Raw genomic sequence first — 14,151 nt, 5'->3', positions numbered from 1 at the left:
CGGTGGGCTAGCCGGCAGGGACGAACAGCTGCTGGCCGGGCTGGATACGGCCTCCGCGGAGATCATTGAGCTCGATGATTTCCGCAATCACGTCGCGGGGGTCACGTTCCGGCGCAGCAGCTCCCGCGATTCCCCAGAGGGACTGACCCGGCTGGACGGTCACGCTCACTGCGACAGGAGGCTGAAGCTGCGCCTGGCTGTCCGATGCCTTTGCCGGCGAGTTGAGGAAGCCCGCCAGGCTGAGGAGGGCGGCAACGAGGAGCATTGCGGGAATGCCGAAGAAGACCATCCTGCCGCGCCGCGTCAGCCTGATGCGCGCCGGGGCGGGGATGGAGCGGAAATGGTGGAACGTAACAGCGGACATGAGCCTGAGCCCTCCTGAAGGATTGCCTGCGCCGGCGGAACCGCGCAGGCTTGCCAATTCTCTGTGTGCACTCCGCGCCGGCGTTCGAACATCCTTCGAACATCGACAACGGCTTATAGAACACATATTCGAACCTTGCTATGACATTTTTAGCACTTATCAACGAATGGTGTCGAGACTCGCTAGAACAAATGTTTGATAAACGCCCGTGCCTGACCTACGTTTGAGTGAAGAAACAGGCACAGATTCAGTGCATCAGGAGGGTCTGACATTTTTGGGCCCGGCATCTTCGGGCATCAACGGACCAGGCCCGGGGCGGAACGGAAGGGCATTGGCGAACATGGCAGCAAAAGCCACAGGAGGCAGGGCATCCCTGCGCAGCCAACAGGCCCCCAAAGCCCCCAAGAGCCTCACCGTCCGGCAGAAGAAAATCCTCGAGACCATCCAGCGGTCGGTCAATGACAACGGGTATCCACCCAGCATGCGCGAGATCGGGGATACCGTCGGCCTCGCCAGCCTGTCGAGCGTTACCCATCAGCTATCCCAGCTGGAGAAGCTTGGTTACCTCCGCCGTGATCCCAAGCGACCGCGTGCCATGGAAGTCCTCATGCCCCTGACGTTGGACAGCGGCGCCGGCATTCCCGGGGTGGAGGCTCCCGGCACACTGCTCAGCAGCGGCGGCATGGATGTCACCGCGCTGGCAACTGCCAGTGACACCGCCATGGTGCCCTTGGTAGGACGGATCGCGGCCGGCGGCCCGATCCTCGCCGATCAATCCGTCGAGGACGTCGTCCCGCTCCCCCGGCAATTGGTTGGCCACGGCGAACTGTTCATGCTCAAAGTCGCTGGTGACTCGATGATCGATGCCGCGATCTGCGACGGCGACTGGGTGGTGGTCCGCCGTCAGAACGACGCCGTCAACGGCGACATCGTGGCCGCCCTCCTTGATGACGAAGCGACCGTCAAGACCTTCCGCCAGCGCGACGGGCACACCTGGCTGCTCCCCCAAAACACCCAGTACGAACCCATCCTCGGCGATCAAGCCACCATCATGGGCAAGGTCGTTTCGGTGCTGCGCTCCCTCTAGGGGTCCTGCTTCGCCAACCGCCCCAAAGCTCCCTGCACTACCTTGCGGTCCGTCGTCGTCCAGAATGGCGGGAGTGCGGCACGCAGGAAGCCTCCGTACCTTTCCGTGGAGAGCCGGGAGTCAAGAACGGCAACCACGCCCTTGTCCCCTGTCGACCGGATAAGGCGCCCGGCGCCCTGCGCCAACCTAATGGCCGCATGCGTTGCTGAGACCGCCATGAATCCGTTACCACCGGACTGTGCCACCGCCCGGGAGCGTGCGGTCATGAGCGGATCGTCCGGCCGCGGGAAGGGGATGCGGTCGATGACAACCAGGCGGCAGGAACCACCCGGAACATCCACCCCCTGCCACAGGGACATGGTGCCGAAGAGACAGGTGTCCGGTTCATCGGAGAACTGCTTCACAAGCGCCGCCATGGTGGATTCGCCCTGGCACAGGATGTCCACGTCCAAACGCGACCGCATGGCATCAGCCGCTTCTTCCGCCGCGCGCCGCGAGGAGAAAAGGCACAGCGCTCCCCCACCGGATGCCCGGATGAGGTCTTCGAGTTCGTCCAAGGCCTCCGGCGACGTGCCCCTGCCCGGCTTCGGCAGGTGCTGGGCGACATACAGAACACCCTGCTTGGGGTAGTCGAAGGGGGACCCGACGTCCAGTCCTGTCCAGCTGGGCGCGCCGTCCCCCACCAGCCCCAATCCGCCGGCGGCCGGTTCGAAGGCCGAGCCGATGGCGAGCGTAGCGGACGTCAACACCACTGTGTGATCGGCAAACAGTCCTTCACGGAGACGCCCTGCGACGCTCAGCGGTGCGACGTTGATGAGCGCAGGTGCGGAGTCATCGGGCTGGGAGTAGCCCTGCTGCGGATCGAAAGCGGCGTTCCTGGAGAACCAGACCACTTCCCGGTTTTCCTTCGCCGTGAGCAGCCTCTCGCAGAGTTCCAGGATGAGCATCAGGCGCGACCGCGCAAGCTGCCGTCCGCCGTCGACGGCGTTGGAGGAGTCCGTTTTCGAATCGGACAGCGCGGCGCGCGTGGCGTCCCGCAGCTGGTCGAGGCAGTCGAGCAGCTCGTCGTTCAAGCCGTTCGGCTGCAAGCCGCTGGGAACCCCCACCAGCGCCAGATCCAAGCGGTCCGCCGCAGCGTTCAAGGCGTCGACGGTGATCGCTGTGTGCTTGCGGGCACTGGACGCAGCGGCGTGGACCATGGCCACCGACAGCTGCCCGGATACCGCTCCGGTAACCCGGTCCTGCAGTTCGTGGGCCTCATCGACCACAACGACGTCATACTCGGGCAGCACGGCCAGGCCCTCGAAAGCACTGACGGCAAGCATCGCGTGGTTGGTGACCACGACGTCCGCCTCCGCCGCCTTGGCCCGTGCCAACTCGCTGAAGCACTCCTCGGCGAGCGGACACTTCTGCGCCCCCAGGCATTCCATGGACGTGACCGAAACCTGTCTCCACGCCCTGTCCGTAACGCCGGGCATGAGCTCATCCCGGTCGCCTGTGGCCGTCTTGCCGGCCCACTCCCGCAGACGGAGGACTTCCTTGCCCAGCTGCGACGACGCTCCGCCCACCGAAGCCGCAAAGTGCGGCACGCTGGCGTCCTCTCCGAGCGAAAAAAGCTGCCCCTCGGAGGGTTCCTCGCTGGGGAACCCTCCCTCGAGCTTCTGCAGGCAAACGTAGTTCGCCCGGCCTTTGACGAGCGCCACGTTGACCGGGCGCTCCAAGGCGGGAGTAATGGTCTCCAGCAGGCGGGGCAAATCCCTGCCCACGATCTGGGTCTGGAGGGCCAAAGTGGCGGTGGAAACCAGCGTCGGCTTGTTGCTGTCCATGGAATGGGCAATCAACGGGATCAGGTAGGCCAGCGACTTACCTGTGCCCGTCCCTGCCTGGACCAGCAGATGCTCGCCGGACTCGATGGCCCGGGTCACATGCTTTGCCATTTCCTGCTGCCCGGGGCGGCTCTGGCCACCCAAACCGGCAACAGCCTTCTCCAGCAGTTCGAGGGTAAACCTCTCCCCTGCCGTTTCGGCGGTCTCCGCCGCCACCTGCTCAACCATTGGTGACGAATGACTCCAGCTCGGCGGCCAGGCCTTCGTGGACCATCGCCACCAACCGCGTACCGTTTTCCACGTGTTCGATGCTGAGGATATCGGCATCGGGGCTGTGCAGCCTGTTGATCAGTTCGCCGCGCTCATACGGAATGAGCAGCTCCAAACGCACCCCCGGACGAGGGATGGCTTGGCTGATGGTTTCCAGAAGCTCCTGGATTCCCTGCCCCGTACGGGTGGAAACAACCGCGTGGCGTGGCTCCTTCTGCTTCAGGCGCTCCACCACGAACGGATCAGCTACGTCCACCTTGTTCAGGACGATGATTTCCGGAACCTTGCGGGCGTCGACCTCGCTGAATACGGCCCGAACGGCAGCGATCTGGCCTTCAGGATCCGGGTGGGATGCGTCGACGACGTGCAGGATCAGGTCCGCGTCCGCCACTTCTTCCAGCGTGGAACGGAACGCTTCCACCAATTGCGTCGGGAGGGAGCGGACGAACCCAACGGTGTCCGCCAAGGTGTACCCGATGCCGTCCGGGGTCTGCGCCTTCCGCACAGTGGGGTCAAGCGTGGCGAACAGTGCGTTCTCCACCAGGACGCCGGCGTCTGTCAGGCGGTTGAGCAGCGAGGACTTGCCGGCGTTCGTGTAGCCGGCAATTGCTACCGACGGCACGGAATTACGACGGCGGTTGGCGCGCTTGGTCTCGCGCGCCGGCTTCATCGCGGCGATTTCCCGCCGCAACTTAGCCATGCGTGTCCGGATCCGGCGGCGATCAAGTTCGATCTTGGTTTCACCGGGGCCGCGGGAGCCCATACCGGCCCCGGCGCCACCCACCTGGCCACCGGCCTGGCGGGACATCGATTCGCCCCAGCCACGAAGCCGCGGGAGCAGGTACTCCAGCTGGGCAAGCTCCACCTGTGCCTTGCCTTCACGGCTCTTGGCGTGCTGGGCGAAGATATCCAGGATCAGCGTCGTGCGGTCCACTACCTTGACCTTCACGATGTCTTCAAGGCCTCGGCGCTGTGATGGGGAGAGCTCGGTGTCTACCACAACGGTGTCTGCGCCCGTTGCCGCCACAATAGCTTTCAGTTCCTGGGCTTTTCCGGAGCCGAGGAACGTCCCGGGGTCCGGCTTGGTGCGGCGTTGGACGATTCCGTCGAGGACTTCCGAACCTGCCGTCTCTGCCAGCGCAGCCAGCTCACGGAGCGAGTTCTCGGCGTCAGCCAAGGTACCTTCGGTCCACAGTCCGGCGAGGACCACCCGCTCGAGGCGCAACTGCCGGTATTCAACTTCGGTGACGTCTTCGAGTTCGGTTGAAAGGCCTGCTGTTCGACGCAGTGCCCGACGTTCGGCCAGGTCTTCCTGCTCACCGTCGTAAACGCTGTGCTCTTCCTCAAGCGCGGAGATCGCCTGGGCCTTGCCAAGGACGCCTTTGGCGTCGGTATCTCCGGATGCGCCTGCGGGTACATCCTTGGACAGAATCCGGTCGATGACGGCCTGGATTTCTTCAGGACTCATGTCCTGGGCGTCGGAATCGGATCCGGAGTGCTTCTGGGTGGTCATGGTCTCCTTAGACTGTTCGGCAATTCCAGAATAGTGCTGATTGGTGTCTTTCGCGTGGGTATTCGCGCTGGGCTGACGGGCCTGGGCCAAAAAGGGCCTCCTGTTGGTTCGTATGGCAGCGGTCACGTGCGCTGCCCGACTCTGTGATGGTCCGCTGTGGAGGGTCCGTCAGGTCCGTGTGAAGAAAGCCTGATACTCCGGCTTACCCGGCGTGGACATCCTGCACCCGTCCGGAGGAACCGGAAAGGCGGCACTGGAGCGCTGGAAAGCGGAGTTGAAGTGATCTTCCGAGGGCCGTGAAACCCGCCGGGCGGAATGGCCATGCGTGTCATGTGTACGCAGGCGGACGTCGCGGGGCGGTGCCGATGATTGGCCGGCTGTTCTGCCGGATAGGCGGCAGGCTACTCAAAGATCAAGAACATGCATCCTAGACTATCAGCCGTGTCAAATTGGCCCGGCCACGCTGGAGGCGACGGCAGGGGCAACGTCGGGCTTGGGCGCAGGCACCACAGTTTCCCATGCCGCCCAACGCCAACTAATCTGGCAAATTATGGAGTCTGCACACTATTTCAGCGCCCAACCGGCCGGACCGTTTACCCGCAAGCCCCTCACCGTGGAACTTGCAGGCGCACCCAGGCATCTGCAGACCTCCACAGGCATCTTCAGCCCGGACGGCATCGACAAAGGAACCGCTGTCCTCCTGGGCGAAGTGCCGGATCCTTCGCCCGAGGGGAACCTGCTGGATATCGGCTGCGGTTGGGGTCCCATTGCGCTGACCATGGCCCTGAAGTCGCCGTCGGCCCAAGTGCATGCGGTTGACGTCAATGAGCGCTGCATCGCGCTGACCAACGAGAACGCAGCATCGCTTGGCCTCGGGAACGTCAAGGCGAGCCTGCCGGAGGACGTGCCGTCCGACGTCGAATTCGACACCATCTGGTCCAACCCGCCGATCCGCATTGGCAAGGAAGAACTGCACCGGCTCCTGCTGACCTGGCTTCCGCGGTTGGCGCCGGGCGGCAACGCCTGGCTTGTGGTTCAAAAGAACCTTGGCTCGGATTCCCTGCAGCGCTGGCTGGCCGGCGAACTGGACGATTCCTTTGCGGTGTCCCGGGAAAGCACGTCCAAGTCCTTCAGGATCCTCAGGGTCAGGCGAGCGTCCCGCTAGCCACAATAACCGCGGGGCCGCTGAGCTCTACGTGCTCGCGGCCGTCCCCGCCCGGGAAGAACTTCACGTCAACCACGCCGCCCGGCACGTTGACGTGCCAAGCGTTCGGTGCCGTGTTCCCTGCCCAGTGACGGATGGCGACGGCGGCGGCGCAGGCTCCGGTGCCGCATGACTGGGTTTCGCCCACGCCACGCTCGTGCACCCTCATGGTGATGGTGCCGAAGCCATCGTGAACCAGCGGCTCTGCCGGAACCACGAATTCGACGTTGGTCCCGTTGGCCGGCTTGGGGTCAACCACCGGGGCCTTGAAAAGTTGCGTTGCGGCGAGCTCGCTAAGCTCCGCCAAAGCGACCACCGTGTGGGGGTTGCCCATGCTCACCGAGAGTCCCGGTCGGGCTACTTCCAGGCCATCGGCGCTGACCAGCGCATCCATGGCCTTCGACGTGGCCTCAGTCGGGAAAATGAACTCCCACGGACCCATATCCACTGCGTAGCCGTTGTCCGAGCGTGCGATCTTCTTGATCCCGCCGCGGGTACCGATCGTCAGGGCCTCACCCGGTCCCAGGTCCACCAGGCCCTGGTCAATGAGGAAGTGCACAAATACACGCACTCCGTTGCCGCACATCTCGGACAGGGAACCGTCGCCGTTGCGGTAGTCCATGAACCATTCAGCGGAAGCGTCCTGCTCCAGCAGCGCCCGGCCTTCGGGAAGGTCGCGTGAAGGAACAGCGCGGATCAGCCCGTCCCCACCGATGCCGCGGTGCCTGTCGCACAGGGCGGCCACCTGCTCCGGGGTGATGTCGTGGACAGCACCGGGATCGGCGATCAGCACAAAGTCGTTTCCCGTGCCATGGCCCTTCGAAAACGCCACACCTGACAGGCTGGCGGCGGTCATGGTGAGCTCGGCAGCGGCGGACTGCCGGGCGGAAACTGCGGGGGTCTGATCCATGGGACTAGGCTACCTGCCACGGGTGGACGGCCAGAAATTATCCTGCCTCCGCAAGGGCCACAGCTTTGGCCACCAGGTCGGCGTCCTTCCAGTCAAGCCAGCTGATCCGGGGATCGGCGCGGAACCAAGTGAGCTGGCGACGCGCGAATTGCCGGGTAGCGATGATCGTGGCCTCTGCCGCCTCTGCTACGCTCCAGTCGCCGTCGAGCACTTTCAGGAACTGTGCGTAGCCCAGCGCGCGGGAAGCGGTCCTCCCCCGCCTCAATCCGGCAGCGTCAAGGCGTTCCACTTCCTCCAGGAGCCCCGCATCAACCATCCGGTGGACCCGCGCTGCCAAGCGCTCCCGCAGCTCTTCCCGATCCACGGAAAGCCCGATCTGGAGTGCCGGCTGGAAGTACTGGCGTTGCGGCATGAAGGAACTGAAGGGCCGGCCGGTCAGTTCATACACTTCCAGTGCCCTGATGACGCGCCGGGCATCCCCCAGCCGGGCGGCCGAGTCCGGATCCACCGCCTGGAGCCGTTCCCGTAATGGCATGAGTCCGTGTGCTTCGTATTCGCCTTCCAGGCGCTTGCGCAGCTCCGGATCGGTACCGGGGAACTCCAGTACGTCCAAGGCCGCACGGACGTAGAGACCGGAGCCGCCAACCATGATCGGCTGCTTTCCCCGGCTCCGGATGTCACGAATGGCAGCCCTGCATTCCTGCTGGAAGTCGGCCACGCTGGCTTCTTCAGTCACTTCCATGGTGTCCAGCAGGTGGTGGCGAATGCCTTTGCGTTCTTCCACCGTGATTTTGGCCGTGCCGATGTCCATGCCCCGGTAGAACTGGAGGGCATCAGCATTAATGACCTCCCCGTTTAAGGCCAAGGCAAGCTCCACACCCAGGTCCGACTTGCCCGAACCCGTGGGGCCCACGACGGCGATGACAGGCAAAGACGGCACATTACTGCCAGCAGCGGACATGGATCTACCCCTGGCTAGGCCCGGCGGGCCGGAATGGCGGGCATGCCCAGCGAAACACCGGCCTTCCCGGAACCGGCACCTGGCGCCGGTACACCGCAGGACTCGGCCTGCGAACGGTCCCAAGCGTCGCCTGCCCTGGACCGGCGCACGATGTAATCCTCGGGTCCGGCAGGGTCCGCAACCAGATGGAATGCCGCGGCCTCAGTAATGATGACCGTGACGAAATCGCCGGGACGGGGTGCTTCTGCGCCCTCCGGGACGGAGAAGTGCACCAAGCGTTGGTCCTTGGCGCGGCCGGACAGGCGGTGCGTCTCCCCTGCTTTCCGGCCCGACTGGGCGGTCACCAGGACCTCGACCCGCCTGCCAAGCTGCTTGGCATTCTCCTCGGCTGCAATGCGGTCCTGAAGCGCGGTCAAGCGTTCGTAACGTTCCTGGACCACGGCTTTGGGGAGCTGCTCGGGCAACTCGGCAGCGGGGGTTCCCGGACGCTTGGAGTACTGGAAGGTGAAGGCCGACGCGAAGCGGGACTTTTCCACGACATCCAGGGTGGCTTGGAAATCTTCTTCCGTCTCACCCGGGAAACCCACGATGATGTCCGTGGAGATGGCCGCCTGCGGAATCCGCTCCCTGACCTTGTCCAGGATGCCCAGGAACCTGCTGGAACGGTAGGAGCGCCTCATGTCCTTAAGGACCTTGTCGGAGCCGGACTGGAGCGGCATGTGCAGCTGTGGCATGACGTTGGGTGTCTCCGCCATGGCCTCAATAACGTCATCCGTGAAAGCGGCGGGGTGGGGACTCGTGAAACGGACGCGTTCCAGCCCGGCGATCTGGCCGCATGCACGCAACAGCTTGGAGAACGCCTGGCGGTCACCGAATTCCACGCCGTAGGAGTTCACGTTTTGGCCGAGAAGAGTTACTTCCACGGCGCCGTCGTCAACCAGTGCCTGGATCTCAGAAAGGATCTCGCCGGGGCGGCGGTCCTTCTCTTTGCCGCGGAGCGAAGGCACGATGCAAAACGTGCAGGTGTTGTTGCAGCCGACCGAGATGGAAACCCATCCCGAGTACACGGAATCACGCTTGGTGGGAAGCGTGGACGGGAACACATCCAATGACTCGAGGATTTCGAGCTGGGCTTCATTGTTGTGCCGTGCCCTGTTCAGGAGGGCGGGAAGGGCGCCCACATTGTGCGTACCAAAAACGGCATCCACCCACGGTGCTTTGCGCACAATGGTTTCCCGGTCCTTCTGGGCCAGGCATCCACCCACCGCGATCTGCATTCCGGGGTTGGCTGCCTTGACCTGGCGAAGTTGTCCGAGGTTTCCGTAGAGCTTGTTGTCCGCATTCTCCCGCACCGCGCAGGTGTTGAACACGATGACGTCGGCAAACTCCCCGTCCGCCGGAACATAGCCGGCTTCTTCCAAGAGACCGGACATGCGCTCGGAATCATGGACGTTCATCTGGCAACCGAAGGTCCGGACCTGGTACGTCCTGGGCTCCACGGAGGATGCCGCCTCCTGAAGCGTCCCAGGTACCAGGGAAGGCTGCGTGGATTCTTGTGCAGGGGATGGAATGGTCAAACTCACTACTCAAGGGTACCGGCTTCTGCCAGCACCTCACCGACGATCCTGAAGGCCAGTGAAGGGGAATAGCCCTTGCGCGCGAGCATGGAGGCCAACCGGCGTGTGTACTTGTCCCGCTCAGCCCGGTCGGTCAAATCCATGCCCGGCCTCAACTTCCGCTGGACAAGCTCGCGCGCTGCAAGTTCCTCGTCCTTGTCCGAGACCTGGGCCAAGGCTTCCTCGGCATCTTCGAGTTCGATGCCTTTGTCAGCCAGTTCCCGTCGCAGGGCGCCCTTGGCGAGCTTCTTGGTCTGCGATCGGCTTCGTACCCACATGCGGGCGAACTCGGCGTCGTCGATGAGCTGGACTTCCTCAAAGCGATCGAGAACAGCCTCGGCAACGTGCTCAGGCACTTTACGTTCGGCAAGCTTCCGTGCCAGTTGGAGCCGGCTCCGCGGCGCCATCGTCAATTGCCTCAAAACGATGGCGCGCGCAACAGATTCCGGGTCCGGTTCCGGATCGGCAGCAACCGGCGAATCCGGATCCGGCCCGTTCCTAACCGTCAACGGCCTTCAGCTTGGGCGATTCCTCTTCGGGCTTCACGCCTACGCCAAGCTTTTCCTTGATGAGGCGTTCCAACTCCTGGGCAAGCTCCGGGTTGTCCCGCAGGAAGCGGCGTGAGTTCTCCATGCCCTGACCGAGCTGATCGCCGTCGTAGGTGAACCAGGATCCCGACTTCTTGATGATGCCGTGTTCCACGCCCATGTCGATGATGCCGCCTTCGCGCGAGATCCCCTGGCCGTAGATGATGTCGAACTCGGCAATTTTAAAGGGCGGAGCCATCTTGTTCTTGACGATCTTTGCCTTGGTCCGGTTACCGACGGAATCGGCGCCTTCCTTCAGCGTCTGGATGCGGCGGACGTCAATACGCACTGAGGCATAGAACTTCAGTGCCTTACCACCGGTGGTGGTTTCCGGCGATCCGAAGAAGACGCCGATCTTCTCACGCAGCTGGTTGATGAAGATCGCGGTGGTCTTGGTCTGGCTCAAGCGACCGGTGATCTTTCGAAGGGCCTGGCTCATGAGGCGCGCCTGGAGGCCAACGTGGGAATCGCCCATCTCGCCCTCGATTTCAGCGCGGGGAACCAGCGCAGCCACGGAGTCAATGACGATGATGTCCAGCGAGCCGGAGCCCACCAGCATGTCCATGATTTCCAGAGCCTGTTCACCGGTGTCCGGCTGTGAAACCAGCAGGGCGTCCGTGTCTACGCCAAGCTTCGCGGCGTAATCGGGATCCAGGGCGTGTTCGGCGTCAATGAAGGCCGCGATGCCGCCGTTACGCTGTGCATTGGCTACAGCATGCAGGGCGACGGTGGTCTTACCGGAAGATTCCGGTCCATAGATTTCCACGACCCTGCCGCGCGGGAGTCCCCCGATGCCAAGGGCCACGTCCAAGGCAATGGAACCGGTGGGAATGACCTCGATCGGAGCGCGGGTGTCATCACCCAGGCGCATGATGGAGCCTTTGCCGAACTGCTTGTCGATCTGGGCAAGCGCTGCCTCGAGCGCCTTCTCACGATCCGGGGTTGCCGCCATGGTTCACACCTCTGATGCTTTCTCGCTGTGGAGTGGCCTGAACGGCCGCTTTCCTGTCACGTCTGACGCTAATGCGGCGCTCTGACATTTTTAGCTGCCCGCTTGGCCTATGTGGAAAACAAGGGCCGCCGGAGCGTGGAATGCGTCCTTCAGGATCAATTTTCCTCTCACAGGAGCATATCCAAATCCGAACAGATATTCGAACAACGCGACGGCGTGTCCCGGCCCGGCGTCGACCAGCTGGACCGGGTTACGGCTAACCGGTGGGTTTGATGTCCCGGCCAAGCCTGCGCTCGGGTGGCACGTCCTGCACGTCGCAAACTGCCAGCCAAACATCGCGGGGGTCGAAACCCGAGGCGAGGGCGTCCGTAGCGGTGCGGCCGCCAACTCCGGCCAGCACCAGGGATCCGGCAAGCACCCGGGAATAGCCCGCCCCGAATTCGTCGTCCATCAACCGCCAGAAATCACTTGCCCTCACGGATAGAGTCTCTCATGTCGCCGGACCCTAGAATGGTTGCCATGAGCAATCCTCTCCCCCATGCACCGGCCACTGCCGTCCAACGCGACGAAGTGGATGATGCCCTTCAGCAGGTTGAACACCAGCTGAGCTTGCTCTGGCGCCGCGCCCGTTCCATCTCGCACCAGCTTTCCCGCCAGGTCCATCCGGACATGGAACCCGCCGCCTATGGACTGCTGACCATCATCCGCCGCGAGGGCCCCATCCGCCTGACAGACCTGGCCTCCTGCGTTGGAGTCGGCAAGCCTTCCGTGAGCCGCCAAATCGCCTTCCTGGAGAGCCTCGGGCTTGTCTATAAGGAGGCAGATCCGCAGGACGGCAGGGCCCAGTCCATCCGGTTGACGGACAAGGGCGAAGAGAAGATGCACCAGGTGCAGGACGCCCGCCGGCAGGCTTTCCGCGAACGCCTGGGGACATGGCCGCTGGAGGACGTGCAGACCCTCGCCGAGTACATGGAAAGGCTCAACGCCGTGTACGGAGAGGGGCTGATCAAGGAGGCCCCAGCCAAAGACGACACCGCCGTAGAAGCCCCCGCCTCGGAAGACACTGCCAAAGACCCCGGGGACGCAGCGCAGTAGCAGATCCGGCGGAACCGCTGTCCGTGCCACCAACGCGAAAGGTCCCCAGCCAGTGGCTGGGGACCTTCGACGTACTAGGGGACGGTTACCGCGCTCCGGACAGCATGCCCTGGCCGAAGTCGTCGGTGAGATCGAGATCCCGACCGTAACGCTGGGAGAATTCCTGCGGAACCGTGTCCGGTACCGCAACTCCCTCTGCAACTGCGACGCGGTCGCTTACTTCGCGCAGCATGCTGGACAACGGTACGTCCAGTGCGGTGCAGATAGAAGACAGGAGCTCGGACGAAGCTTCCTTTTGGCCGCGTTCAACTTCACTCAAGTATCCGAGTGAAACGCGGGCGCTGTGCGAGACCTCGCGGAGGGTGCGGCCCTGACGCTGGCGGACATCGCGCAGTACATCACCGATTTCGTGGCGTAGTACGACCATTTTGCGCTCCTTCTGTTCGCTCTGTGCCTGATCAGCCAAGCCCACATCCTTCCAGCGGACAACGCCGTTCACGGATACGGGCTGCTTTACCATCTGTATCGCCTTGCTCCCTCGTTCTTCCGGTTCGCTGGTTGGCGGACCGGGTTGGTTTCTACATCCTAGGCGCCCCGACCATTCCGAAGCGACACAATGACACAACTATTGGCAATCAGTTTTTGTTCCCGACTACTTTACGAACGGTAACCATCCCCTTCCAACCCGCCAAGCAGCCTCGCCAACGCCGCGACACACGCTTGGTTCCTAATGGATTGCCTGTCCCCCTCGAAGGAGTATTCAAACGCCTTGGATCCGGATTCTGCGGCGATTCCGATGAAGACCGTCCCCACTGCCTTGCCGTCATGGGCGTCCGGCCCTGCGACTCCGGTAGTGGAAATGCCGATGTCCGCCCCGCAGGCCCGGCGGGCTCCCGTGGCCATTGCTGCCGCCACGTCTCCATCAACGGATCCAACGGCGTCAAGGAGATCCTGCGGGACGCCCAGGACCGACGCCTTCACGGAGTTCTGATAGGCGACTACACCGCCCTGCAGCATCCCCGACGCGCCGGGAGTATTCGCGAGGGCAGCGGCCACCATTCCGGCCGTCAGCGACTCTGCCGTGGCCACTGTCAGGTGCCGTTCGAGCGCCAGCCGGACAGCCGCCGTCGCGGTTTCCGCTGCGTCGGCACCTACGGCGGCGCTCATGCTTTCCGCCCGGCGGCCCGAAGCTTGAGAGCCTGGATGACGTATTCGACGCCGGTCCAGAGCGTGATGGCCAGCGCAGCCATCATCACCCAGAACGCGACGTCGACGAGCCATGGGGCAATCGCTTTCAGGGGCATGGTGTACAGGAAGATGGCCACGGTCTGCACAACCGTCTTGAGTTTGCCTCCGCGGGAAGCGGGCATCACGCCGTACCTGATGACGAAGAACCGCAGCGCGGTAATACCCCACTCCCTGACCAGGATCAGGATGGTCACCCACCAAGGCAGCTCCCCCAGGACGGAGAGCAGGACGAGCGCTGAACCGATCAGCAATTTATCCGCAATGGGATCGGCGATCTTGCCGAAATTGGTGATGAGGCCCCGCGCCCGGGCGATGTCGCCGTCGAGCTTGTCCGTGTAGATCGCCACAGCGAAAGCCACGACGGCGGCCCACCGCCAGAGACCGTGCCGGCCATCGTCCGCGAGCAGGAACCACACGAAAAAGGGCACCAGGACGATGCGGAGCATGGTGAGGATATTGGGCAGGTTCCACACTTCGGAACCCCTAGACGTGGCGTTGTCGCCCTCGGCTGTAGTCAC

General features: G+C 63.5%; 15 protein-coding genes. 3 read left to right on the top strand and 12 right to left on the bottom strand.

What is annotated here, in order from left to right; all coding sequences use genetic code 11:
* Positions 1–7: 7 nt before the first annotated feature.
* The gene (locus RI444_RS07255; protein WP_207604909.1) at positions 8–364 is read right to left on the bottom strand and encodes a LysM peptidoglycan-binding domain-containing protein; all 357 of its coding nucleotides are present in this window, start codon (positions 362–364) and stop codon (positions 8–10) included.
* A 340-nt stretch (positions 365–704) separates the two neighbouring features.
* On the opposite strand from RI444_RS07255, the gene lexA reads away from it, so the two are divergent.
* Complete coding sequence (lexA, locus tag RI444_RS07250; protein ID WP_062095999.1) at positions 705–1,451, top strand: transcriptional repressor LexA; 747 nt, start codon at positions 705–707, stop codon at positions 1,449–1,451.
* Here the strand turns inward: lexA and RI444_RS07245 are convergent.
* Together RI444_RS07245 and hflX are read right to left on the bottom strand one after the other, a co-directional pair.
* Positions 1,448–3,505: an ATP-dependent DNA helicase gene (locus tag RI444_RS07245; RefSeq protein WP_207604910.1), complete on the bottom strand. Its 2,058-nt coding sequence runs from the start codon at positions 3,503–3,505 to the stop codon at positions 1,448–1,450. The two genes, lexA and RI444_RS07245, sit on opposite strands and share 4 nt — an antisense overlap.
* Positions 3,498–5,060 carry a GTPase HflX gene (gene hflX, locus RI444_RS07240; RefSeq protein ID WP_069694521.1) on the bottom strand — a complete coding sequence of 521 codons (1,563 nt, stop codon included), beginning with the start codon at positions 5,058–5,060 and terminating at the stop codon, positions 3,498–3,500. The genes RI444_RS07245 and hflX overlap by 8 nt, the downstream gene beginning before the upstream one ends.
* 550 nt (positions 5,061–5,610) lie before the next feature.
* Here hflX and RI444_RS07235 point away from each other — a divergent pair.
* On the top strand, positions 5,611–6,225 hold the full coding sequence (locus RI444_RS07235) for a class I SAM-dependent methyltransferase (RefSeq protein WP_021472664.1): 615 nt from the start codon (positions 5,611–5,613) through the stop codon (positions 6,223–6,225).
* Here RI444_RS07235 and dapF read toward each other — a convergent pair.
* The 6 genes from dapF to RI444_RS07205 all read right to left on the bottom strand — a co-directional run bounded on the left by dapF (position 6,206) and on the right by RI444_RS07205 (position 11,768).
* Complete coding sequence (gene dapF / locus RI444_RS07230; RefSeq protein WP_062095995.1) at positions 6,206–7,174, bottom strand: diaminopimelate epimerase; 969 nt, start codon at positions 7,172–7,174, stop codon at positions 6,206–6,208. The two genes, RI444_RS07235 and dapF, sit on opposite strands and share 20 nt — an antisense overlap.
* 37 nt (positions 7,175–7,211) lie before the next feature.
* Positions 7,212–8,135 carry a tRNA (adenosine(37)-N6)-dimethylallyltransferase MiaA gene (gene miaA, locus RI444_RS07225; protein WP_207604911.1) on the bottom strand — a complete coding sequence of 308 codons (924 nt, stop codon included), beginning with the start codon at positions 8,133–8,135 and terminating at the stop codon, positions 7,212–7,214.
* Positions 8,136–8,149: 14 nt separating this feature from the next.
* The gene (gene miaB, locus RI444_RS07220) at positions 8,150–9,718 is read right to left on the bottom strand and encodes a tRNA (N6-isopentenyl adenosine(37)-C2)-methylthiotransferase MiaB (protein WP_410510801.1); all 1,569 of its coding nucleotides are present in this window, start codon (positions 9,716–9,718) and stop codon (positions 8,150–8,152) included.
* Positions 9,718–10,260 (bottom strand): regulatory protein RecX, encoded by a 543-nt coding sequence (locus tag RI444_RS07215; RefSeq protein ID WP_062095992.1) that lies wholly within the window; start codon positions 10,258–10,260, stop codon positions 9,718–9,720. Before RI444_RS07215 ends, miaB begins: the two co-directional genes overlap by 1 nt.
* Positions 10,250–11,290 (bottom strand): recombinase RecA, encoded by a 1,041-nt coding sequence (gene recA / locus RI444_RS07210; RefSeq protein ID WP_021472659.1) that lies wholly within the window; start codon positions 11,288–11,290, stop codon positions 10,250–10,252. Before recA ends, RI444_RS07215 begins: the two co-directional genes overlap by 11 nt.
* Before the next feature lie 256 nt (positions 11,291–11,546).
* Positions 11,547–11,768: a DUF3046 domain-containing protein gene (locus tag RI444_RS07205; protein WP_043426191.1), complete on the bottom strand. Its 222-nt coding sequence runs from the start codon at positions 11,766–11,768 to the stop codon at positions 11,547–11,549.
* A 41-nt stretch (positions 11,769–11,809) separates the two neighbouring features.
* Here RI444_RS07205 and RI444_RS07200 point away from each other — a divergent pair, with 41 nt between their 5' ends.
* Positions 11,810–12,385 (top strand): MarR family winged helix-turn-helix transcriptional regulator, encoded by a 576-nt coding sequence (locus RI444_RS07200; RefSeq protein WP_052474103.1) that lies wholly within the window; start codon positions 11,810–11,812, stop codon positions 12,383–12,385.
* A gap of 85 nt (positions 12,386–12,470) precedes the next feature.
* Here the strand turns inward: RI444_RS07200 and RI444_RS07195 are convergent, their stop codons facing one another.
* From RI444_RS07195 to pgsA, 3 genes are all read right to left on the bottom strand, one after another.
* Complete coding sequence (locus RI444_RS07195) at positions 12,471–12,905, bottom strand: helix-turn-helix domain-containing protein (protein ID WP_021472656.1); 435 nt, start codon at positions 12,903–12,905, stop codon at positions 12,471–12,473.
* Positions 12,906–13,042: 137 nt separating this feature from the next.
* The gene (locus RI444_RS07190; RefSeq protein ID WP_062095990.1) at positions 13,043–13,552 is read right to left on the bottom strand and encodes a CinA family protein; all 510 of its coding nucleotides are present in this window, start codon (positions 13,550–13,552) and stop codon (positions 13,043–13,045) included.
* Complete coding sequence (pgsA, locus tag RI444_RS07185) at positions 13,549–14,151, bottom strand: CDP-diacylglycerol--glycerol-3-phosphate 3-phosphatidyltransferase (RefSeq protein WP_031216628.1); 603 nt, start codon at positions 14,149–14,151, stop codon at positions 13,549–13,551. Before pgsA ends, RI444_RS07190 begins: the two co-directional genes overlap by 4 nt.

The organism is Paenarthrobacter sp. AT5, from assembly GCF_032764245.1.
Lineage (GTDB): Bacteria > Actinomycetota > Actinomycetes > Actinomycetales > Micrococcaceae > Arthrobacter > Arthrobacter ureafaciens.
This window is presented reverse-complemented; position numbering and strand designations above follow the sequence as displayed.

What these genes read in the sequence shown, in the direction of transcription:
- RI444_RS07255 (WP_207604909.1), bottom strand. Translation starts at nt 364, where the DNA reads ATGTCCGCTGTTACGTTCCACCATTTCCGCTCCATCCCCGCCCCGGCG.
- lexA (WP_062095999.1), top strand. Translation starts at nt 705, where the DNA reads ATGGCAGCAAAAGCCACAGGAGGCAGGGCATCCCTGCGCAGCCAACAG.
- RI444_RS07245 (WP_207604910.1), bottom strand. Translation starts at nt 3,505, where the DNA reads ATGGTTGAGCAGGTGGCGGCGGAGACCGCCGAAACGGCAGGGGAGAGG.
- hflX (WP_069694521.1), bottom strand. Translation starts at nt 5,060, where the DNA reads ATGACCACCCAGAAGCACTCCGGATCCGATTCCGACGCCCAGGACATG.
- RI444_RS07235 (WP_021472664.1), top strand. Translation starts at nt 5,611, where the DNA reads ATGGAGTCTGCACACTATTTCAGCGCCCAACCGGCCGGACCGTTTACC.
- dapF (WP_062095995.1), bottom strand. Translation starts at nt 7,174, where the DNA reads ATGGATCAGACCCCCGCAGTTTCCGCCCGGCAGTCCGCCGCTGCCGAG.
- miaA (WP_207604911.1), bottom strand. Translation starts at nt 8,135, where the DNA reads ATGTCCGCTGCTGGCAGTAATGTGCCGTCTTTGCCTGTCATCGCCGTC.
- recA (WP_021472659.1), bottom strand. Translation starts at nt 11,290, where the DNA reads ATGGCGGCAACCCCGGATCGTGAGAAGGCGCTCGAGGCAGCGCTTGCC.
- RI444_RS07200 (WP_052474103.1), top strand. Translation starts at nt 11,810, where the DNA reads ATGAGCAATCCTCTCCCCCATGCACCGGCCACTGCCGTCCAACGCGAC.
- RI444_RS07195 (WP_021472656.1), bottom strand. Translation starts at nt 12,905, where the DNA reads ATGGTAAAGCAGCCCGTATCCGTGAACGGCGTTGTCCGCTGGAAGGAT.
- RI444_RS07190 (WP_062095990.1), bottom strand. Translation starts at nt 13,552, where the DNA reads ATGAGCGCCGCCGTAGGTGCCGACGCAGCGGAAACCGCGACGGCGGCT.